This window comes from Vibrio sp. JCM 18905 (assembly GCF_055393305.1).
The window spans coordinates 24,546-45,065 of sequence record NZ_AP043879.1; the positions used below are offsets into that span (position 1 = coordinate 24,546).

22 protein-coding genes are annotated in these 20,520 nt (G+C 45.6%); 16 read left to right on the top strand and 6 right to left on the bottom strand.

Annotated features, from left to right (window positions below):
* Positions 1-62: 62 nt before the first annotated feature.
* Positions 63-488: a universal stress protein UspA gene (gene uspA, locus ACZ5ZC_RS08315; protein WP_005379165.1), complete on the bottom strand. Its 426-nt coding sequence runs from the start codon at positions 486-488 to the stop codon at positions 63-65.
* 281 nt (positions 489-769) lie between these two features.
* On the opposite strand from uspA, the gene ftnA reads away from it, so the two are divergent.
* The 3 genes from ftnA to ACZ5ZC_RS08330 all read left to right on the top strand — a co-directional run bounded on the left by ftnA (position 770) and on the right by ACZ5ZC_RS08330 (position 3,086).
* Positions 770-1,297 (top strand): non-heme ferritin, encoded by a 528-nt coding sequence (gene ftnA / locus ACZ5ZC_RS08320; protein WP_005379167.1) that lies wholly within the window; start codon positions 770-772, stop codon positions 1,295-1,297.
* A gap of 91 nt (positions 1,298-1,388) precedes the next feature.
* The gene (gene uspB / locus ACZ5ZC_RS08325) at positions 1,389-1,712 is read left to right on the top strand and encodes a universal stress protein UspB (protein ID WP_005394407.1); all 324 of its coding nucleotides are present in this window, start codon (positions 1,389-1,391) and stop codon (positions 1,710-1,712) included.
* Between the two features lie 180 nt (positions 1,713-1,892).
* The gene (locus tag ACZ5ZC_RS08330; RefSeq protein WP_170892875.1) at positions 1,893-3,086 is read left to right on the top strand and encodes a BaiN/RdsA family NAD(P)/FAD-dependent oxidoreductase; all 1,194 of its coding nucleotides are present in this window, start codon (positions 1,893-1,895) and stop codon (positions 3,084-3,086) included.
* 97 nt (positions 3,087-3,183) lie between these two features.
* Here the strand turns inward: ACZ5ZC_RS08330 and ACZ5ZC_RS08335 are convergent, their stop codons facing one another.
* Complete coding sequence (locus tag ACZ5ZC_RS08335; RefSeq protein ID WP_047009371.1) at positions 3,184-4,527, bottom strand: sigma-54 interaction domain-containing protein; 1,344 nt, start codon at positions 4,525-4,527, stop codon at positions 3,184-3,186.
* A gap of 435 nt (positions 4,528-4,962) precedes the next feature.
* Between ACZ5ZC_RS08335 and ACZ5ZC_RS08340 the strand changes: the two genes are divergently transcribed.
* From ACZ5ZC_RS08340 to ACZ5ZC_RS08360, 5 genes are all read left to right on the top strand, one after another.
* The gene (locus tag ACZ5ZC_RS08340; RefSeq protein WP_047009372.1) at positions 4,963-5,514 is read left to right on the top strand and encodes a BON domain-containing protein; all 552 of its coding nucleotides are present in this window, start codon (positions 4,963-4,965) and stop codon (positions 5,512-5,514) included.
* A gap of 45 nt (positions 5,515-5,559) precedes the next feature.
* Positions 5,560-5,736, top strand: a complete 177-nt coding sequence (locus ACZ5ZC_RS08345) for a DUF1328 family protein (RefSeq protein WP_012841233.1) — start codon at positions 5,560-5,562, stop codon at positions 5,734-5,736.
* An 8-nt stretch (positions 5,737-5,744) separates the two neighbouring features.
* On the top strand, positions 5,745-5,942 hold the full coding sequence (locus ACZ5ZC_RS08350) for a hypothetical protein (RefSeq protein WP_048624594.1): 198 nt from the start codon (positions 5,745-5,747) through the stop codon (positions 5,940-5,942).
* Between the two features lie 102 nt (positions 5,943-6,044).
* Positions 6,045-6,476: a hemerythrin domain-containing protein gene (locus tag ACZ5ZC_RS08355; RefSeq protein ID WP_005394414.1), complete on the top strand. Its 432-nt coding sequence runs from the start codon at positions 6,045-6,047 to the stop codon at positions 6,474-6,476.
* Positions 6,477-6,618: 142 nt separating this feature from the next.
* Positions 6,619-8,277, top strand: a complete 1,659-nt coding sequence (locus ACZ5ZC_RS08360) for a diacylglycerol kinase family protein (protein ID WP_395216225.1) — start codon at positions 6,619-6,621, stop codon at positions 8,275-8,277.
* 205 nt (positions 8,278-8,482) lie between these two features.
* On the opposite strand, the gene ACZ5ZC_RS08365 is transcribed toward ACZ5ZC_RS08360, so the two are convergent.
* Both ACZ5ZC_RS08365 and ACZ5ZC_RS08370 read right to left on the bottom strand, forming a co-directional pair.
* Positions 8,483-8,881: a hypothetical protein gene (locus ACZ5ZC_RS08365; protein WP_005379193.1), complete on the bottom strand. Its 399-nt coding sequence runs from the start codon at positions 8,879-8,881 to the stop codon at positions 8,483-8,485.
* 155 nt (positions 8,882-9,036) lie between these two features.
* The gene (locus ACZ5ZC_RS08370; protein ID WP_005394423.1) at positions 9,037-9,474 is read right to left on the bottom strand and encodes a DUF2383 domain-containing protein; all 438 of its coding nucleotides are present in this window, start codon (positions 9,472-9,474) and stop codon (positions 9,037-9,039) included.
* Between the two features lie 363 nt (positions 9,475-9,837).
* On the opposite strand from ACZ5ZC_RS08370, the gene ACZ5ZC_RS08375 reads away from it, so the two are divergent.
* The 4 genes from ACZ5ZC_RS08375 to ACZ5ZC_RS08390 all read left to right on the top strand — a co-directional run bounded on the left by ACZ5ZC_RS08375 (position 9,838) and on the right by ACZ5ZC_RS08390 (position 12,099).
* Positions 9,838-10,086, top strand: coding sequence for a hypothetical protein (locus tag ACZ5ZC_RS08375; RefSeq protein ID WP_005394426.1), 249 nt, complete (start codon positions 9,838-9,840; stop codon positions 10,084-10,086).
* A 46-nt stretch (positions 10,087-10,132) separates the two neighbouring features.
* Positions 10,133-10,645 carry a hypothetical protein gene (locus tag ACZ5ZC_RS08380; RefSeq protein ID WP_104970021.1) on the top strand — a complete coding sequence of 171 codons (513 nt, stop codon included), beginning with the start codon at positions 10,133-10,135 and terminating at the stop codon, positions 10,643-10,645.
* Positions 10,590-10,961, top strand: coding sequence for a hypothetical protein (locus ACZ5ZC_RS08385; protein ID WP_225311738.1), 372 nt, complete (start codon positions 10,590-10,592; stop codon positions 10,959-10,961). The genes ACZ5ZC_RS08380 and ACZ5ZC_RS08385 overlap by 56 nt, the downstream gene beginning before the upstream one ends.
* A 67-nt stretch (positions 10,962-11,028) precedes the next feature.
* Complete coding sequence (locus ACZ5ZC_RS08390; protein WP_005394430.1) at positions 11,029-12,099, top strand: AI-2E family transporter; 1,071 nt, start codon at positions 11,029-11,031, stop codon at positions 12,097-12,099.
* 18 nt (positions 12,100-12,117) lie between these two features.
* Here the strand turns inward: ACZ5ZC_RS08390 and ACZ5ZC_RS08395 are convergent, their stop codons facing one another.
* Complete coding sequence (locus ACZ5ZC_RS08395) at positions 12,118-14,565, bottom strand: EAL domain-containing protein (RefSeq protein ID WP_464931826.1); 2,448 nt, start codon at positions 14,563-14,565, stop codon at positions 12,118-12,120.
* A gap of 191 nt (positions 14,566-14,756) precedes the next feature.
* Positions 14,757-15,665 carry a DMT family transporter gene (locus tag ACZ5ZC_RS08400; RefSeq protein ID WP_109168667.1) on the bottom strand — a complete coding sequence of 303 codons (909 nt, stop codon included), beginning with the start codon at positions 15,663-15,665 and terminating at the stop codon, positions 14,757-14,759.
* Positions 15,666-15,833: 168 nt separating this feature from the next.
* Between ACZ5ZC_RS08400 and rmuC the strand changes: the two genes are divergently transcribed.
* The 4 genes from rmuC (at position 15,834) to ubiB (ending at position 20,502) form a co-directional block, all read left to right on the top strand.
* The gene (gene rmuC / locus ACZ5ZC_RS08405) at positions 15,834-17,366 is read left to right on the top strand and encodes a DNA recombination protein RmuC (protein WP_005394435.1); all 1,533 of its coding nucleotides are present in this window, start codon (positions 15,834-15,836) and stop codon (positions 17,364-17,366) included.
* A gap of 78 nt (positions 17,367-17,444) precedes the next feature.
* A complete protein-coding gene (gene ubiE, locus ACZ5ZC_RS08410; protein ID WP_005394436.1) occupies positions 17,445-18,224 on the top strand; it encodes a bifunctional demethylmenaquinone methyltransferase/2-methoxy-6-polyprenyl-1,4-benzoquinol methylase UbiE in 780 nt (259 codons plus the stop codon).
* An 11-nt stretch (positions 18,225-18,235) separates the two neighbouring features.
* Positions 18,236-18,871 carry a ubiquinone biosynthesis accessory factor UbiJ gene (locus ACZ5ZC_RS08415; RefSeq protein ID WP_006741773.1) on the top strand — a complete coding sequence of 212 codons (636 nt, stop codon included), beginning with the start codon at positions 18,236-18,238 and terminating at the stop codon, positions 18,869-18,871.
* Positions 18,868-20,502: a ubiquinone biosynthesis regulatory protein kinase UbiB gene (gene ubiB / locus ACZ5ZC_RS08420; protein WP_006741774.1), complete on the top strand. Its 1,635-nt coding sequence runs from the start codon at positions 18,868-18,870 to the stop codon at positions 20,500-20,502. The genes ACZ5ZC_RS08415 and ubiB overlap by 4 nt, the downstream gene beginning before the upstream one ends.
* The last annotated feature ends 18 nt before the right edge of the window (positions 20,503-20,520 follow it).

Sequence of the window (20,520 nt, forward strand, 5' to 3'; positions counted from 1 at the left end):
ATGAGAATCTTTATCAACAACAAATGTGCCCGCAGTCTAACCAAGTTTTAACGTCGCGCCAATCAGTCTTTTAGCGGTACGACCAGCATATCGACTGGAGAGCAGTTAATCAGTTGTCGAGTCGAAGACAGAATCTTGCTCCAGAAATCTTGGTGATGACCACAAACCACCAAATCGATACTGTAGTCTTGAATGGTATCGCACAGCTCATTACTCAAATCGCCACTACCGACCAACGTATGGGCTATTGGGTATTGCGCATATTCTGCGAAATTCGCCAATTGTGTGCGCGACGCTTCCATTGCTTGATGTTGCGCTTCTGCCATATTGATGTCGATAAGCCCGGTGTAGAGCTCTGCGTAGTTCACGTCGATGTGAATAAAAGAGACTTTCGCATCCAGAGGTTTAGCCAGTGATACGGCTTTTTTAATCAACACTTTACTGTCGTCTGACAGGTCGACTGCCACAAGTATGTGTTTGTAACTCATATTGCTATCTCCTTGTAAGGTCATAGTTTTAGATTAGCACTAACCCCCAAAAAAATTTGCTGAAGTGATCTCATATCAGTGTCGTAGGTACAAAGTCTTGTCTCAGTAATCATGTTATAGTGGCGTTATACCCAAGTGACTTTGAGATGCGGAGTTCAGCGCTCCGTTACTGACTATAGTTCAAGTAAAACCTTGCCTCTGATGTAGAGCAAGTCAATCTCGCGGCGTCGTTTATCTCGAGGTTACTTGGGTATATTGCATGCACATTAATAGGAGTTAACATGCTGTCTCAAACTATGGTCGAACAATTGAATGAGCAAATTAACCTAGAATTTTTCTCATCCAATCTATACTTACAAATGAGTGCTTGGTGTGAAGACAAAGGTTTTGAAGGTGCGGCTGAATTTTTACGCGCTCACGCCGTAGAAGAAATGGAGCACATGCAACGCCTATTCACCTACGTAAGTGAAACTGGCTCAATGCCAATTTTGGGCGCTATTGATGCACCAAAGCATGATTTTGCTAGCTTAGGTGATGTTTTCCGCGAGACCTTCGAACATGAGCAAATGATCACGGAAAAAATCAATAAATTGGCACATGTTGCATTTACTAGCCAAGACTACTCAACGTTTAACTTCCTACAGTGGTACGTGTCTGAACAACACGAAGAAGAGAAGTTGTTTAAAGGGATTTTAGATAAGATCGAATTAGTAGGTGAAGATGGTAAAGCATTGTTCTTCATCGACAAAGATCTAGCACAAATGGCGAAAGAAGGTTCATCTTCAATCATGGATGCTCCAGCTGCGTAAACGCGTTTTTTGACGCTATAAGTAGCGGGTAAAGACGAAGCATTGATCGTCTTTTTCTCTTGAGCATTGTTGAAGATGTAGGGAGGAAAAGATGATCAGTGGAGACACAATCTTATTTGCGCTAATGGTGGTAACTGGAGTCAACATGATCCGGTATCTCACCGCTCTTCGTTCTCTAATTTACATCATGCGTGAAGCGCATCCGTTGTTATATCAGCAAGTTGATGGCAATGGCTTTTTTACCACCCATGGAAATGTCACTAAACAGGTGCGTTTGTTCCACTACATCAAAAGTAAAGAATATCACCATCACCACGATGAAATTTTTACTGGCAAGTGCGAAAGGGTGCGTGAGCTATTTGTTTTATCGACCGCTTTGCTCGGTGTTACCCTACTCGCGGCCTTCATTCTTTAACGAATCAATAATCTAGCGAGTTAATCTCCTAGGATTGTACGGGCATGCATAGTGCTTACCGTTTAAGCGCTTTTCCCCTTCGAGATTTGTCGGTAGAATGTCGCGCCTAGAAAGCAAGGATGTGCAATGTGCACATCCTTTTTTATTTCGATTCGATACCAATCAGTCTAAGAGCTACCGATGAGTAAGAAATTTGATGTTGTTGTAATTGGCGCAGGCGCAGCGGGTTTGATGTGTGCTGCAGAAGCCGGCAAGCGAGGCCGCCGTGTTTTGGTGCTCGATCATGCTAAAAAGCCAGGACGTAAAATCCTTATCTCAGGCGGTGGCCGTTGTAACTTCACTAACTACGATGTTTCAGCCAGCAACTACCTATGCCAAAACCCGCATTTCGTTAAGTCGGCGCTTTCTCAATACACCAACTGGGATTTTATCTCGATGGTGTGTAAGCATGGTATTGAATTTGAAGAGCGCGATCACGGTCAGCTGTTTTGTGTCGATGCGTTTACTGCGAAAGACATCGTGAAGATGCTGCTGGCTGAATGTGACATGCCGAATATCGAGCAGCGTTACCAATGCGATGTTCACTCAATTGAGAAAATCGATGAAGGTTTTCGTTTGCACGCGGGTACCGAGCCAGTTGAGTGTGAGTCTTTAGTTATCGCAACAGGTGGCTTGTCGATGCCAAAACTGGGGGCGACACCATTTGGTTATAAAGTCGCGGAACAATTTGGTCTTCGAGTTATCCCAACTACGGCAGGGCTGGTGCCATTTACGTTGCATAAAGAAGACAAAGAAGACTTTGCTGAGTTATCTGGTATCGCGGTACCTGCGGAAATTACAGCTGAAGATGGCACGATGTTCAAAGAAGCCCTGTTGTTCACACATCGTGGTTTATCTGGCCCAGCCGTTTTACAGATTTCATCATTCTGGCGAGCGGGGCAAAAGGTGTCGATTAATCTGGTGCCAAACGATGATGTTGCCGAGTTATTAGAATGCAGCCGTGAAAAGCACCCGAATCAGTCGCTCAAAAATACGCTCGCTAAAGTGCTACCAAAGCGCTTGGTTGAAGTCTTGATTGAACGTAAAGAGCTGGTCGATAAACCGTTAAAGCAGTTCAATCAAAAGGAGCTTGCGGCGATTGTGGCGCGTTTAGAACATTGGGATATCGCCCCGAATGGCACTGAAGGCTACCGAACCGCGGAAGTGACGCTCGGTGGTGTGGACACCGATCACTTATCTTCTAAAACTATGGAATGCAAAAACATCAAAGGGCTGTACTTCATTGGTGAAGTCATGGATGTGACTGGCTGGTTAGGGGGCTATAATTTTCAGTGGTGCTGGTCGAGCGGCTTTGTCGCGGGTCAGTGGGTGTAATCAAACGCTATACATCCGCATAAAAGATAAGATAAAAAAAGAGCACTGAATCGTATTCCGTGCTCTTTTTATATTCTCATTGTATTCCCACAGCGAGTTACTCGTCTTGATACTTTTCGAGTTTGTTATAGAGCGTTTTAACGCTAATGCCTAACTCTTGCGCAGATTCCGTTTTATTGCCTTGATTCTCTTCAAGCGTATTGAGAATGGCGGCTTTTTCTAGCTCTTCTAGCGAAACGCCCGCTGGAACAAGGTCTTCGATGCTTGTGCCTGTTTCCAATGGTGGTGTATCGAATATCAGGTGTTCATCTCGGATGGTGTCATCAGCCAAAATAAACGCGCGCTCGATCGTGTGTTTGAGCTCACGGACATTACCTGGCCAATCGTGTGCAGCGATTTTTTGGATGGCAGAATCAAGAATGGTTTTGGTTTTAGCCTCATTTGCGTTGCGGTGCGCGATAAAGTGTTTAGCCAGACCGACGATGTCACCGCCTCGATCTCGCAGTGGCGGTATCGTTAATGGGAAGTGCGATAAACGGAAAAACAGATCTTCACGCAGGAACTGCTCTTCAATGGCGACTTTAGGATCACGGTTGGTGGCGGCAATGATGCGAGTGTTGGCGATATGCACCGTATTACTGCCCACTGGGCGATACTCTCCGGTTTCCAACACACGCAATAGCTTCACTTGATGCTCGATAGGCATCTCGGTGATTTCATCTAAAAACAGCGTGCCGCCTTCTGCCTGTTTAAATACACCTTGGTGAGTTTTATTCGCTCCGGTAAAGGCGCCTTTTTCATGGCCAAACAGTTCACTATCGACCAACTCTGGGCTAATCGCACCACAGTTAATCGCGATAAAGGGTTGTTGCTTGCGATCGCTAGCTAAATGAATGGTCTGCGCGACTAACTCTTTACCTGAGCCGCTTTCACCGACAATGAGGACGTTGGCTTCTGTTTTTGCGACGCGTCGGATCATGCGATAGAGCTGATGCATTGGCGATGAGGACCCCACCAAAAGGCCAAACTGGTCGAGATCGCTAGTGGACACTTTACGTCCTTGATCTTGTTTTTGCTGATAGTACTGGCTGACTTCGCTTAGGGTGTCCGTCAAAATGGCAATATCGACGGGTTTTCTGTAGTGAAAAATTGCACCTAAGTTCATTAGCTTATCCAAATTTTCGTTTGGAGCACCAGAGCTAATGATGATCAAGTCCATATCGTAGATGTCTTCGATATTAGAAAGGCGCTGGTAATCTGCGCTAGTAAAGTGGGCGACTTCAACAATCGCAACTTCCGGTTTGAGTTGTAGGAAATCTTCAATCCAACTATCTGCGGCATCGGTATTATGCAGACGAAATTTGTTCAGTTCCTGGCAAGAGGCAATAGCATCTTTAAGTGTCGGGTCTTGTATTCGTAGAAACAGGCTTGGCAACGACATAGAAATGTCCTCTTTACTATGACAGAAACAATGTACGTGGATTATTCTAAGTGCACAAGACAAAATATTGTCAGCAGAGATTTAAGGGTCTGTAGGCTATTTTAATTTTGTTGATCCTCTCTTGGTATATATCAGTAATAATTCTGATAAATATTGCTTCTTTATTCGGGTGTCTCACATTTTAAATAATAATTCTGCGATTAAGTGAAGTCGAAGAAATAATGTCTCATCTTTTATTGGCGTATTATGTAATTGATTGCGAAATTATTAACGATTAAAAATTACATTTCTTCTGTGTAAATAATTCATGCTTATATTTTCTTGTTCGTCTTATTTTTATCTCTTGTTTTTATTATTCCTTTAAAAATAACAAGTTACAAACTTGGCACATGGTTTGCTCCTATGGAAATACAACGTCAATAAAGGAGAATTACCATGAATAACATCGCAGCTAAAATTGTACTTACGTCAGTTCTTGCTACTTCATCTACAGCAGTCTTAGCGAGTGATAAATGGGAAAAAGAATCCATGGACGCTTGGCTAGATGGTAAAGCTGAAACGACGCTGCTGCTAAACAGTAACCTTAACTCTTTTGATATCAACACCGATGTTGAAAATCAGGTAGTTACCCTTTCTGGTTCGGTAAACAATGACCTTGAAAAATCGCTTGCCGAAGAGCTTGTAACAGGTCTTGATGGTGTGAAAGAAGTAAATAACGAATTGTCAGTGGTGAATGAAGGTAAGAAAGAAACCGATTCAGAGGCATTAGCCACACTGACCGACTCTAAAATCACGACTATAGTTAAAACGCGCCTACTGATGGATACCAATGTAAGTGGTACGGACATTGATGTAACGACGGAACGTAAAACGGTAACGTTGGCAGGTAAGGTTAATTCAGATGCGGAGCATGATCTTGCACTTTCAATTGCAAATAATACCAATGATGTAAATAAGGTGATTGATAAGCTAGAAGTGGTTCAATAATAACGAGCCGAGTGACCTAACCCAATTTTATTAGGAGGTAACACTATGGTTCGTTGGATGTTTATTTTTCTGGCTTTGGCACTGGTTTCTGCACTACTAGGTTTTACTGGTATTGCAGGGGCGGCGGCCTCTATCGCGCAAGTGATATTTTACCTATTCCTATTGTCATTAATTGTATCAATAGTGATTGTTCTGCTAGGAAGAAAAAACGTAAATAGATAGGAGATTTCATGCGACTTACGTCATTAATTTACCGTATCGCCGCAGTATTTGGTTTGGTGTTCGCACTGGCTGCTTGTAGTGAAGAAGGGCCAATGGAACAGGCAGGCAAGAAGATAGATGAAGCCGCCGAAGAAACTCAAAATGCGATTGAAGATGAGTGTGAAAATATTAAAGAGAACTTGAACGCAGAAGACCAAGATTGTTAGTCGAGTCAGGTCAGCTTTTTGTTCACAGCAATGTAAGAGAAGGGCGGTCAATCACCGCCCTTCCTTTTATCCCAAGTGTTTACAATCAGTGAGGAGTCAAAGATGAAAAACATATTTGATGTACTAAAAGAGAGTCATGAAAAGCAACGCCTTTTACTCGATGCTCTGATGGAAACGTCTGGAGATTCCCCTGCACGCGAAGAGTTTTACCACAATCTGAAGGATGAACTCGAACAGCACGCCGCCGCAGAAGAGCGTTTTTTCTACGCGCCTTTAATCGAGAGCGATAAAACCATCGATCTTACTCGTCATGGCATCGCAGAGCACCACGAGATTGATAAAGTGATTGCACAGCTTGATGCAACCGACATGAGCTCGCCAGCATGGCTCAACCTCATGAAAACTTTGCGTCACAAAGTATTGCACCACCTCGAAGAAGAAGAGCAGCGTTTTTTCCAATTGGCCGGTAAGGTGATGACCGATCAGCAGAAAATGAAACTAGCGGATAGCTACGTCGAAGAAATGGCTAGTTAGGTGGAGTATTGGGCCTTTTCGTGCCATTTCGGCACGGGAAGGGGCCCAATCAAAGCGTTTACCAAGCTAATTAGCCTAAACTAAAACCAGCTTATTCTCACTTTCACTAAAAAAGCGCACTCGCTGAAGGCAAGGAGAGCGAATGTTTATCATCAAATATTATATTCTTGGCGCTCTGATCAGTTTATTGGCCGCTATTTATATTCCCCAAATCATGGTTAGCCTGTTGTTCTTATGGGTATCTCTTTCTTTAGCATTAGTCAGCGTAGCCTACGTTTTCGACATTCCCTCCATTTTTAGAAAAAACCAAGACGGCAAGATTGTCAGGTGGATCCGCTGGGCATTCATCCCCTTTTTACTGGGCGCTAGAGCATATAATGCCTGGGAAAGACGGCGCGATACTGTGCCTCCAATCCAAAAAGTCAGCGATAATTTATACCTCTCCCGTCGGCTATTTCAGAGTGACTTAGATTTTCTCGAATCCAATGACATCTCTTGTATTGTCGATGTCACCGCAGAGTTTGCTGGGCTTGAAAGTGCGATGACCGACAAGCAGTTTCATTACCTTTCGATTCCGGTACTCGACCACAAAGCCCCAACGCTAGAGCGCCTTCGCCATGCGATTAACTGGATTGATACGCAAATCTCGTGCTCGCGAGCTGTGGTTGTGCATTGTGCGTTAGGGCGTGGTCGATCGGTGTTTGTTGTTGCGGCGTATCTACTGAGCAAAGATCCGTCGCTGACGGTTGAATCTGTGATGAAAAAAATCAATGACGTGCGCAGTACCGCGAGATTGAATAAATTGCAGATCAAAACGTTACGAGCGATAAGCGAAAAAGGCGTACTGGGTCTGGATCAGTCCACTTGGATGGTGGTTAACCCTGTTGCAGGTGGCGGCAAATGGGAGGAAAACGAACAGCACTTGATTCGTGAACTAACCAAAAAATATCGTTTGAGTATTCATCAAACCACGACAGACCTCAGCGCCGAGCAGATCACGCTGCAGGCAAAAGAAAGTGGTGCTAAGCAAATTATCGTAGCGGGTGGCGATGGCACAGTGACGGAAGTGGCGAGCCAGCTGGTAGGTACTGATATCAAACTCGGTATTGTTCCGCTCGGAACCGCCAATGCGTTGTGTCATGTACTCTATGGAGTTGGCGCAAAATTCTCACCCGTTGAAAAAGCGTGTGAAGCATTGCTAGCAGGTCACTGCCAACGTATTGATACGGCGGAGTGTAATCAGAGGCTTATATTGTTAGTCCTAGGTATTGGCCTAGAGCAGAAAATGATCGAACATGCGCAGCGAGAAGAGAAAAACACCTTTGGACAATTGGCCTACTTAACGGGCTTTTTTAACGCGGTGGTGGCGGAAGAGACGCAGACGTTGACTGTTGCGATGGATGCGCCATTTGAAGATGGAAACCGCGAAAATGGATCACAAACGCTAGAAGTTCATAGCTTTGTCGTTGCGAACATCGCTCCTTTTAGTACGTTGCTCGCGCAAGGTGGTGGTGCTCCGCAGCCTGACGATGGCAAGCTGCATATCACGTATTTAGATAACACCGAATCTTTAGGTGGACGCCTCATCGCATTGTCTGATCTGACATTAACCAGCGTAGGTGCGCAGGAGGAATCGACTCATTTTCAATACGCGACGGCTCAGAATGTCACTATTTCTGCGAACAAACCGATTGAGTATGTGATTGATGGTGAGCTTTATTCTGATGAGCAATTAGCGATCAAGCTTCGTCCAAAATCGTTGAATGTATTTGTCCCAAGCGGGAGAAGTAAATCGGCTTAGCTTTAAAACAGATAAGCAGTGGATAATGCGCGATTTGCCTAGTGCTTTATAGCGCGCCTTTGTTTACCGGTTTAGTCATAGTTTTGAGGGAACCAATAAGGTCGCTGCGTAGGTGCAGCGGCTTTTTTATATCGGCATTTTTTGTATCTGAGAGAGCGTCTATTTGTCGTTCTCGAAGTGAAAGGAAGAAGGGGGGTGAGTATGACTACTCACCCTGGGGTAAGTGCTTTTCAATTTCATCGTTTTCGACTTGTAAAGCAGCTAACCAGTAAGAAACAAGCGCCGTTAAGTTGGTGTCGTCAATGGCTCTGAGTAGCGCTTTTAAATCATCTAACAACAACTTGTTCATGAAATGCATTTCTTTGTAATTACCTAGTTCGGCAACGCCGTATTCGGTGGCATTTTCCGCAATGAATTGTTCACCATCTTGGTCGAAGAACAACTTCGCCATCTTTTTGATCATCACTTTTTCTATTTTAACGAATCGATACGCCGCTCTTGCGAGTGTCATATGCGATTGCGGATTAACGAGAGGCAAACACGTTTGGCGATGGTGTGTCATTTTTACGAGTAGCTCCCTTACTCGATTATTATCCAATGTCATACTGACCTCTTTATTTATGACTACCGTGTTGATTACTCGGTTTAGTGTTTTCTAGTTTTGGTTGTATTGAGGTGCCAGTGGTCTTATCAGAAATGGCCAAAACGAGTTGGCCATTTTCTCTGCCAGCGCTTGATTGCAAAGGCGACCACTAAGGATCAGCTGATAAGGCTGATGCTGCTGAGCTTTTCTTTACAGCTTTTGATATCACTGCGAACTTTCAGTAGAACCGAATTATCCGCTTGCTCTGGGTGGCTAGTAATTAGGTTTTCGATCTCTTTGAGCACCTTGCTTTCAACACCTTCGAGCTGTTCCAAATACATGGACTCTTTGTCAGAAGACACCTCCTTCATCACATCGCTGTATACCTCACGCGCTTTAATGGTGTAGGAAACCGGAGTGTCGTCGGCAGAGTCTTCCTGGTTATTTGCCAATGTGTAGGGAGTAAGCTCAAGCACCGCTCGCTCACGTACTCTAAGCAGTTCTACCAACACATTATTCAAAGAAGTGTTGTCAATGTTCTCAATGGCCTTGTTGTAAATGTCATTTCCGCTCTCGATAAGCTCAATGATTGAGGCGATATTTTCATTTTTCATATCTCACTCCTGATTTGGTTGGTGATGGGAGTGTTTGTACGTATGGGGAACAAACACAGATGTTTCATCTTTAGTTGCAGGTTGTATGCCAATGAATGTTATTTTTCTATTAATCAATTGGTTATGAGTTTATTGCGCAAGAATTGGAGGGGTGCAGACGTGGTGCTAAGAAAAAATTACAAGAATGTTGGGGAAGTCTGGAAAGAATTACACGTACAGATAAGGGTTTGTCGTGAAACAAAATAAAAATCAAATAAAAACAAATGCTTATAGTTTTGGCACGGATATGGCTTTGTTGTGAGTAAGTGAGTTCAAAAGTTGTTTCACTTGATTTACTACTCAACTCATCAACGGAGGCTAGTTATGGCTACAACAAAAGAAAGCACAGTAAAACCTCAAGAGCAGTTAGAAGAAGCATATCACTTAGCGGAGCAAGCCACGACGGAAGCCGTCGGCGCAATGAAAGACCAAGCTAAAGAGAAATTTGATGTGGGCGCGGAACACGTTCAGCAGGCGACCAAGTCGGCAGAGAACGTTATCAAGGAGCGTCCATTGCTGAGCATTGGTTGTGCCTTCCTTGCGGGTTGGGCGGTTTCGAAGCTGATCAAATAATCACGGTCCAACGGATTAAGCCACATAACAGAAGGCGAGGGTTCCAATGAATAATTCCGGACAAGTCACCAACCAGCAACCGGGCTCGGCCGCAGCAGACAGCGGTCGAGCCCCAAGTGGGGCACAAGAGCAGGATATCCAACAAACCATCAATGGTTTGAGCAGTATTCTTTCACAACTGGACCAATTGACTCAATCGCTGAAAGCGTGGTCGGGTTCAACGTTGGATTTGTTCCTCTTGGAGGTGAAAATTAATGCGTCTGCAGCGCGACAGATTTTGCTGTGCACCATTGTTTTTACCTTATTGTCGGTATTGTTCGTGTTCAGTTTGTGCCTTGCCTCTGGTGTGGTGGCTTATCAGCTGACCGCTAACGTGTATGTTGCCGTGGGCGTATTTATTGCGTCCTTAGGTTTGGCATTACTGTCTTTAGCTTGGTGGCAGAAGCGTTTAGTTGGTTTCCTTGGATTCAAAAATACGACAGAACAGTTGCAGGAGGGGTGGGATGCGCTCGCTACAAAAGCTCAATCGAGCCATGCGAATCAAGCGGATGGAAGGTAAGGCATCTTTAGAGCAATGCTGCTTGTCGATGGAAATGTTCACGTTTACCACTAAGAAGTTTGTGAAAGAAAATCCTTGGACGACGCTAGGTATTAGTGCTGTCGTTGCGGTTACCGCTGCCAAAGCGGGTCGATTGTCTCGACTGACTTCCTCTATCTCTTCCATGGGGCTATTGGCGAGTAGTGTCTCCGAACTGACGGATTCGCTTGCCAAGCCAGTTATGGCAGCGTCTTCTAACCAGTCGGGCGTAGAACAAGGTCAAAATGCAGAACCACAAGCAAGCAATACTGCTTCGACAGAAGAGACCGCGACATAAGCAGAAGTCGAGCAACCCCAATAACGGCTTTCGCCGATAATGATTCCTACCGACCTTGAGCCTTTTTATGACAGCGAAATTGAACATCCCTGCCAACACCGCGATTGGTGCAACCCTTCTTGTCTTATTGCTCGTTCCTGGGCTGTATTTTGCTAAGCCAATCTTGTTACCTATTGTGCTTAGTACCTTTATTTCTCTGTTATGCAGTCCTTTCATTAACTATCTTGAAGACAAAGGTTTACCGCGCGCGATTACCGTCGTGGTGACTCTGTCATTCTTGGTTGGAGCTTCAATTATTGGCCTTGCTGCCATGTCTGAGCCTGCCAAGCAGTGGTGGTCTGAACTACCCAGTATCGTGAAAAATGTGTCGCAAGAAGTGAGCGAAGTGACTCAAGCCTCGGCGGATCACCTTAATACGCCGCTGAATATTGCCAGCGATATGGGTATGGATGAAGTCGGGAACAATACCGTCTTTTCTTTGGTGAAGACACTCGCGACCACGACGCCGACCATTTTGACACAAGCGATGATCGTGCTGTTTATGGTTTATTTTATGCTCAATCACGGACGCAGCTTATTTCGAAAGTCAGTGTCGTACTTGCATGGGTTTGCCAAGCAGCGCCAAGCGATTGAACTGGTCAAAGCACTACAGAAAGACCTATCTCGATACATTGGTACTATCACGTTGGTGAATGCGGGACTTGGGTTGAGTGTTGGGGCGGTGTTTTTTGTTTTAGGCCTTGAGGACCCGTTCTTGTGGGGCGCGTTTGCTGGCGTGATGAATTTTGCGCCGTATCTTGGCCCAGTCATCTCCATGGTGAGTTTCGGTTTTGTGGCTTATCTGCAGTTGGAGTCGGTCAGTTTTATGCTCACTGTGGTGTCTATCTATTTGTTGATCAACTTGATTGAAAGCCAGTTTGTCACGCCAACGTTATTAGGGAAAAGATTCAACTTAAATCCGTTAGTGATCTTCGTTTGGCTCGTGTTCTGGGGTTGGCTTTGGGGCGGTATGGGGCTCTTAATCGGTGTACCGCTATTGGTCTGCATTAATATTTTGGTTGAGCGTCTGGAGCTGTGTCAATCAACTCAAAGTCAACCAAGCCAAACCATCCCCGAGGATGTGGCTCCACGAGAATGACTTGGGCTACAAGCTGGCTCAACGAAAAAGTTTTTCCGCACTTACTGGCTGGCTAAAAAGATACCCTTGACCGTAAACACAGCCTTTTTCGAACAAGTAATCGGCTTGCTCCTGAGTTTCTATTCCTTCCGCTACGACTTTCAATGACAGTGTTTTTCCCATGGCGATAATCGCATTCACAATCGCATTGCTATCGCTATTGCTGGGTACATCACTGACAAACGAACGATCTATTTTCAGCTTATTGATGGGTAAACCTTTCAAATAAGACAAAGACGAATAGCCTGTGCCGAAATCATCCAGAGAAATCTCGATGCCTAAGCCTCTTAGTTGATTTAACGACGCTATGGCTTGTTGAGGGTCGATCAGTAAAAAGCTCTCGGTGATCTCCAAATCCAGCCGTTGAGCAGGAAAACCGGTTTGATTGAGGATATCGCTCAATCTCTGAATGAAATTCGATTGCTGAAGCTGTAATGCCGACACATTAACCGCAATTCTGCCAAACTCAACGCCTTGTTCCAGCCAAGCATTTCCTTGCTGACAAGCGTGTAGCAAGACCCACTCGCCAATGCTTTGGATAAGCCCCGTTTTTTCTGCAATTGGAATAAAGTCGGCTGGTGGTACAAGGCCAAATTCGGGGTGCTGCCAGCGTAATAAGGTTTCAACGCCAACAATCGCATGTTGCTCCAAGTTATATTGTGGCTGGAACTCTAATCGAAGTTGCTGCTTTTCTATCGCTTGATGTAAAGCAGATTGAATGCGCACATGGGATACCGATTTATCGGTTAAATCTGGTGAGTAAAATGCGTAGCCGTTGCGCCCATTTTTCTTCGCTAAGTACATTGCTGTATCTGCGTTTTTGAGTAAGGTTTCGCTGTCTTGGCCGTCTCTTGGGTATAAGGCTATGCCAATACTGGTCGAGACGCGCAGTGAGTCGTGATTTGCCAAGTCGAACGGTTGTTGGAAAACGCTGAGAATATCGCCGACGGTTTCCAGCAAAGCCACATCACTGTGGACGTCCGGCAAAATGATCACGAACTCATCGCCGCCAATACGAGCCACATGCGCATTTAAGTGAAGAATATCTTGCAGACGGATAGCCAACTTAGACAGTAACTGATCACCACAAAAGTGACCCATGCTATCGTTGATGTGTTTGAAATGGTCGATATCCAGAAATAGGGTGGCAAATGTCTGTTGGTTCTTGTGCCCGGTTTCAATGTGTTGCTCAAGCAAGCTAAGTAAATGGGTGCGATTAGGCAGATTCGTTAACGGATCATAAAAGGCCATGCGCTGCAGTTTTTCTTCGTGTGCTTTACGCACGGAAATATCTTCAAATACACAGATGTAGTTAATGAGATGATTTTTATCGTCCATTACGGCACTAATGGTCGCTAACTGCGGGTAAATGCTGCCATCTTTCTTTCGGTTGATGAACTCGCCTTTCCATTGACCTTTGGTTTCGAGCTGATGCCACAACTGTTTATAGAAGCCTTGGTCATGATGACCTGAGCGCAGAATTCTGGGGTTCTTTCCAATCACCTCTTCAGAGCGATAGCCGGTGATTTGAGTAAAGGCTGTGTTTACATCAATGATGTTGGCATTGCGGTCAGTAATGACCATGCCTTCTTGTGAGTTATTAAAAATTTTGGACGCCAATGAGAGTTGCGTTTCGACCATTTTTCGGCGTGTGATGTTGCGCGTCATGCCCAGAATACCAATTAAGTTTCCGTCATTATCACGGACAGGAGACTTAATGGTTTCTAGCCAAGTTGGGTTATTGTTTTCATCAATTTGGCGGCATTCTTCGACGATGTTCAGCGTGCCTGTCGCCACGACCAAGTTATCGGCCTCAATGAACTTCTCTGCTCGCTCGTGGCTAAACAGTGCGAAATCGTCTTTGCCGATGATCTCACTGTTGGTCTTTTGCCACGCATTTTCTACGCTTCGATTGGTCATCGAATAAAGACCATCCATGCCTTTTATCCAAATATGGTCTTCAAGGCAGTCGATAAACTCTTGCAGCGTCGGTAATGGTGTGGTCGCTGTAGTTTGATGGCGTGTTCGTTCTTGTTGGTAGTGTGAGCTGATATCAAAGCTCATTCTTCCCACTAATGCACTCAGCCAAGCAGAGACTACCGTGATTTGATCGTCAGGGTGAGTCAGCGCTAATACGGCAAACAGATCGCCATTTGGTAGCCAAATTGGACCTATGCTCAAGGTTTGCTGTCCAAAGGATGTGTGGCTTATCGTCAAGTCTGTCGGTTTAAATTGATCGGCAACTTGCACTATCACTTCGACGATAGCGCAATGATTTTGAACCGAGGTGGACACCTCAGTTGATAGCCACTGCTGGGTATCGCTCAGAGTATAAAGTTGTCCCTGAGCTTGAGTAGCATCACAGCATTGTTGCAGAGCCTGTTGCCAGTCTGCCATCAAAGGCGAAGGAATAGCGAAGCGAAACATAATTAATAACGTGTCCTGAAGCGCCCAAAGATAGTGGTATTAGAATCTAGCTTAAGCTATTGGGCCGTGTTGGTATCGTATCCAACGCTTAGGTAATTCCCAGCAGCGTAAGGCGCTTTCTATCATTAAACTGTTAGCTATATCTCTTTTTTATCCAACTCATTGCATCGTTTATTGAGGTTTTTTGTTCATCATTGAGAAGTGCTCATGGCTTTGTTTTTTTTACCCCACGATACTTGTTGGACCACTAATCCACTGATGATCAGTATTAAACCAATCAAGGTTGATGGATGAATTTCTTCACCAATGATGGTTGCCAATAGCATCAGTGAGATGAATGGCGAAGCAAAGATCAGATTACTGATGCGGGCTGTGTTTTGCGTCGATTTGAGGGCGCTTAGCCATAGGACGAAAGTAATCCCCATTTCAAATAGCCCGACATACGTCACCGCTGCCCAGCCTTTAATTGAGATTGCCTGCCAGCTCGCACCTTCATAAATACTTAAACCAATGGCAAATGGAATAGCGACCAAAAAACCAAGTAATACACCAACCACAGGGTCGGCCTTATTTTTGGTGTTTAAAATCCAGTAACCAGCCCACAATAGTGTCGATAGCAGCGCCAGTCCCACGCCCAACGGGCTCTCGAATTGCATGCCGAGAACATTGCCCTGCGTGGCAATCACAATCACGCCTACATAGCTAAAACCGCAAGCGAGCCAATCTTTAGCACGGATCTTCTGCCCTAAGAAAACAGCAGCCATTAGCGTCAAGGTAATGGCCCAGCTGTAGTTGATCGCTTGGGCTTGGGATGCAGGCAGCAAGTCATACGCTTTAAAGAGAATGACGTAATACGCCAAGGGGTTAATCAACCCAAGCAGTAGGTAATACCAAGGGTTTGATAGGAAGGTGGCACTTAACTGGCCCAACTTGCCTTGCACACCACAGATTATCGTCAGCGCAATCGCAGAGACGATACTGGCAATGCACAGCATTTGGATTGGCGTAAATTCTGCCAACGTGAGTTTAAATGCGGTTGCAACGGTAGACCAAAGTAATACTGCTGAGAGCCCAAATCCTAGGGCGCGACGCTCGTTCATGATGCCTCTGCGTGATGATGTGCCGCTCGGTTTGGTTCATTTGAGCGGAAGAAAGAATATTATAGGAAGGCCTAGTGTATGCGAGGATTTTTCATCCAACAAACTGGACATTTATCCAGTGTCTAAATACCATTGTTATAGATACAAAACACAGGCTAACTCGCTATTATGCAATGGATTCTTGAGTACCAATCTCTCATTCTCTCTTCTCTTTGCGCTGCCACGCTTAGTGGTGTCGCCGTCGGTTGGTGGGTGAAACAGCGTTTTATCACCCAAACTCAGCTTCTCGAACAACAACTTGTTTCAGAAAAGCAGCTTCACCAACAGCAGCTTGAACAGGTTAAACAAAGCCTTGCCGATGCCCAGCAAGAGTTGGATGAATTAGATGATGAGCGCGATAAAGCCGCGTTTGAAGTACGCCAAACACACGGAAAGCTGATGGCCGCAATGGAAAAACTGCGTTACTTCGAGGCCGTAAAGCAAGAGCGCCAGCAATACTTTGATGAGCTTGGTCAGATGCGTGAGCATAAATCACGTCTAGAAACGCAACTGCGTGAGCAGCAAGCACGTCATGAGCAAATCAACCAAGCCAATGCCGAAAAACTGCAAATTCTAGAGCAAGCGGAAGCGCGCCTGAAACAGCAATTTGAGCACTTGGCCAACCAACTGTTTGAAGAAAAAACCGCGAAGGTCGACTTGCAAAACCGTCAGAGTTTGGAAGGTTTGTTGTCACCGCTCCGAGAGCAGCTAGAAGGATTCAAAAAGCACGTTAATGACAGCTTTAGCCAAGAAGCTAAAGAGCGCCATACCTTAGTGCATGAGCTCAAAAACCTGCAACGTTTGAATGAGCAAATGACGCGCGAAGCGGTTAATTTGACCCAAGCGTTGAAAGGGGACAACAAGCAGCAAGGTAACTGGGGCGAAGTGGTGCTCGCGAGGGTGCTTGCCGAGTCGGGACTGCGTGAAGGGCACGAATATCAGACTCAGGTGAATTTGCAAAATGAAGCAGGCAAGCGCTACCAACCTGATGTCATTGTTCATCTCCCACAAAACAAACAGGTGGTTGTGGACTCCAAAATGGCGCTGGTTGCCTATGAGCGCTACTTCAACGCCGAAACTGATGCTGAGCGAGATCAGGCTTTGAGTGCGCACTTAGCCGCACTGCGTGCGCACATTAAGGGTTTAAGCATGAAGGACTACCACAAACTCAAAGGTATTCAGAGTTTGGACTATGTGCTGATGTTTATTCCGGTTGAGCCTGCGTTCCAAGTCGCGATTCAAGCCGATCCAAGTTTGATCAAAGACGCGATGGAGCAAAACATCATTTTGGTGAGCCCAACAACGTTGCTGGTGGCACTGCGCACCATTGATAATCTATGGCGCAATGAACGGCAGAATGAAAACGCCAAAATGATTGCGCAGCGCGCGACAAAACTCTACGACAAATTACGATTGTTTGTGGACGACATGGAAGGGCTCGGCGGTGCGCTGGATAAGGCGAATCAAAGCTATCAAGGCGCAATGAACAAGCTTGCCACAGGGCGTGGGAATGTGATTCGTCAAGCCGAAAGCTTTAAGCACCTTGGGGTTGAAATCAAACGACCAATTTCTTCTGACCTCGCACAGTTAGCGCAGAGTGATTCATTTTCAGAAAATGACCCGTTAGTAGAAAGACATCCGGCTGAGGATAAAGTAAACTAATCGCCCGCAGTGCAGTGGGCGATTTTATTTGTCAGCAAACGCCCCGCAGAGAGAAAGCGCTGCCTAAGAGGAATTAGAATGACGGACACAAGTTTGCAATCCAATACAGCGTTAGAGAATGAAACCACTCACTTTGGTTTCTCTACAGTGGCAAAAGACGAAAAAGTGACTAAGGTTGCCGAAGTATTCCACTCCGTGGCAACAAAATACGACATCATGAATGACCTGATGTCTGGTGGTATTCACCGCCTTTGGAAGCGCTTCACTATCGATTGTAGTGGTGCTCGCCCTGGCCAACGTATTCTTGACCTAGGTGGTGGTACGGGTGATTTAACGGCGAAATTCTCGCGCATTGTTGGCGATGAAGGCCATGTCATCCTTGCTGATATCAATAATTCAATGCTTAACGTTGGTCGCGATAAACTGCGTGACAACGGTATTGTGGGTAACGTGCATTACGTTCAAGCCAACGCAGAAGAACTGCCGTTCCCTGATGATTATTTTGATGCCATCACCATCAGTTTTTGTTTGCGTAATGTGACTGACAAAGACAAAGCGCTTCGTTCAATGTTCCGCGTATTGAAGCCAGGGGGCCGTCTATTGGTGCTAGAATTTTCGAAACCAGTGCTAGAGCCGTTATCGAAAGTATACGACGCATATTCATTCCACTTATTGCCGAGAATCGGTGAGCTAGTTGCGAATGACTCAGAGAGTTACCGCTACCTAGCGGAGTCAATCCGTATGCATCCAGACCAAGAAACGCTGGAAGGCATGATGCAAGACGCAGGTTTTGAAAACACCAAATACTACAACTTGACTGGTGGTATTGTGGCTTTGCATCGCGGTTATAAATTCTAAGGGTTAACGGCATGCCATTTGAACCACTTATCACCGCTGTGATTGAAACGTCACTGAATACTCTGATCAAAGACGACCCTGCATTGGGCCGTCGTTTAGCGCGTCTAAAAGGTCAAGTTATTCAAGTTCATCTGAAAGAGATCAATAAAACACTGACGTTCGTTTTTAGTCAGCAAATTGATGTGCTCGGTCATTACGAAGGACAGCCAAACTGCTACTTATCGCTCAACTTGAGCGTGTTGCCAGAGCTGCGTGACCAGGCCAACATCACTCGCCTTATTAAACAAGATAAACTTGAGCTTGAAGGCGATATTCAATTGGCGCAGAAATTCTCTCAGTTGATGGTGGATTGCAAGCCAGATGTTGAAGAGTGGTTGTCTCGCGTGACTGGCGATGTCGCCGCACATACCTTTGTGCAAGGTTCAAAAAACATAGGCAACTTCCTCGCATCTCAAGCAGAGAAACACCAGCGTCATCTTGCGCAAGTAGTGACTGAAGAGTGGAAGTTGGCACCTGCTCCTCTAGAAGTGGCGTATTTTTGCGACCAGGTTGATGAGGTTCGCAGCCAGGCTTCTCGCGTTGAAGCTCGCTTGACTGCTTTGCTGAATAAGCTGGATGCAGATAAGCCGACATTGGAGAAACCATGACGCCAGCAGAACTAAAGCGCTTATACCACATCGCCAAAGTACAACTGGAATACGGCTTAGATGAGCTGCTTCCCGATCACCAACTGACCAAAGCTCCGTTATTACTGCGCAAAAGCCTGTTCTGGATTAAGAACAAGCATCCAGAAAAACCGCTCGGTGAGCGCCTGCGTTTAGCGTTGCAAGAGCTGGGACCAGTTTGGATTAAGTTCGGTCAGATGATGTCAACGCGCCGTGACTTATTTCCTCCGCACATTGCTGATCCCCTGGCTTTGCTTCAAGACCAAGTGGCTCCATTTGATGGTGAGCTAGCAAAAAAGCAGATGGAGCAGGCATTAGGTGGCCCGTTAGAAAACTGGTTTACCGAGTTTGATATCAAACCACTGGCGTCTGCGTCGATTGCTCAGGTGCATACTGCGCGTTTAAAAGACTCTAACCAAGAAGTGGTATTAAAGGTTATCCGCCCAGATATTCGCCCGGTCATTGATTCAGATCTAAAACTGATGCACCGAATGGCGCGTATAGTCGCCGGAGCGATGCCTGAAGCACGTCGTTTGAAACCGGTTGAAGTTGTACGTGAGTACGAGAAAACATTGCTTGATGAACTCGACTTACGACGTGAAGCGGCGAATGCCATTCAGTTGCGCCGCAACTTTGAAGGCAGCGAAGAATTGTATGTTCCTGAAGTTTTTCCTGACTTCAGTAATGAAACTGTCATGGTTTCTGAGCGAATATATGGCATTCAAGTCTCTGATATTGATGGCTTGAAAGCAAATGGCACCAATATGAAATTGCTCGCGGAGCGCGGCGTGAGTGTGTTCTTCACTCAAGTGTTCCGAGACAGCTTCTTCCATGCCGATATGCATCCGGGGAACGTGTTCGTCAAACCCGAACATCCAGAGAACCCAATGTGGATCGGGCTAGATTGCGGAATCGTTGGTACACTTAATAGTGAAGACAAGCGTTATCTGGCGGAAAACTTCCTGGCGTTTTTCAATCGAGACTACCGCCGAGTGGCGGAGTTACATGTGGACTCAGGATGGGTGCCTGCCGATACCAATGTCGATGAGTTTGAGTTCGCGATTCGCATTGTGTGTGAGCCTATTTTTGCTAAGCCACTGTGCGAAATCTCCTTTGGTCATGTGTTGTTGAATTTGTTCAACACGGCACGTCGATTCAACATGGAGGTTCAGCCACAACTTGTATTGCTGCAAAAAACGCTGCTGTACGTGGAAGGTCTTGGTAGGCAGCTGTACCCTCAGCTTGATTTGTGGGAGACCGCAAAACCATTCCTTGAAGAATGGATGATGAATCAAGTTGGGCCGCAAGCTTTGGTGAATGCGATTAAAGATCGCGCGCCATTTTGGGCGGAGAAGTTACCGGAACTGCCAGAGCTGCTTTACGATAGCCTGAAACAAGGTAAAGCGATGAACCAACGCATGGATCAACTTTACCAAGGGTATCGTCAGAGCAAGCGTCAGCAGGCGACAGGAAAGTTTTTATTTGGCGTTGGCGCCACTTTAGTCGTATGCTCGGCAATATTGGTGAACAATGCTTTTGAGCAGCTTTCGTTGGCCAGCGGTATCGCAGGTGTCACATTTTGGCTGCTTAGTTGGCGAGCTTATCGTCAATAGACGTTAAACTCTTGAAAT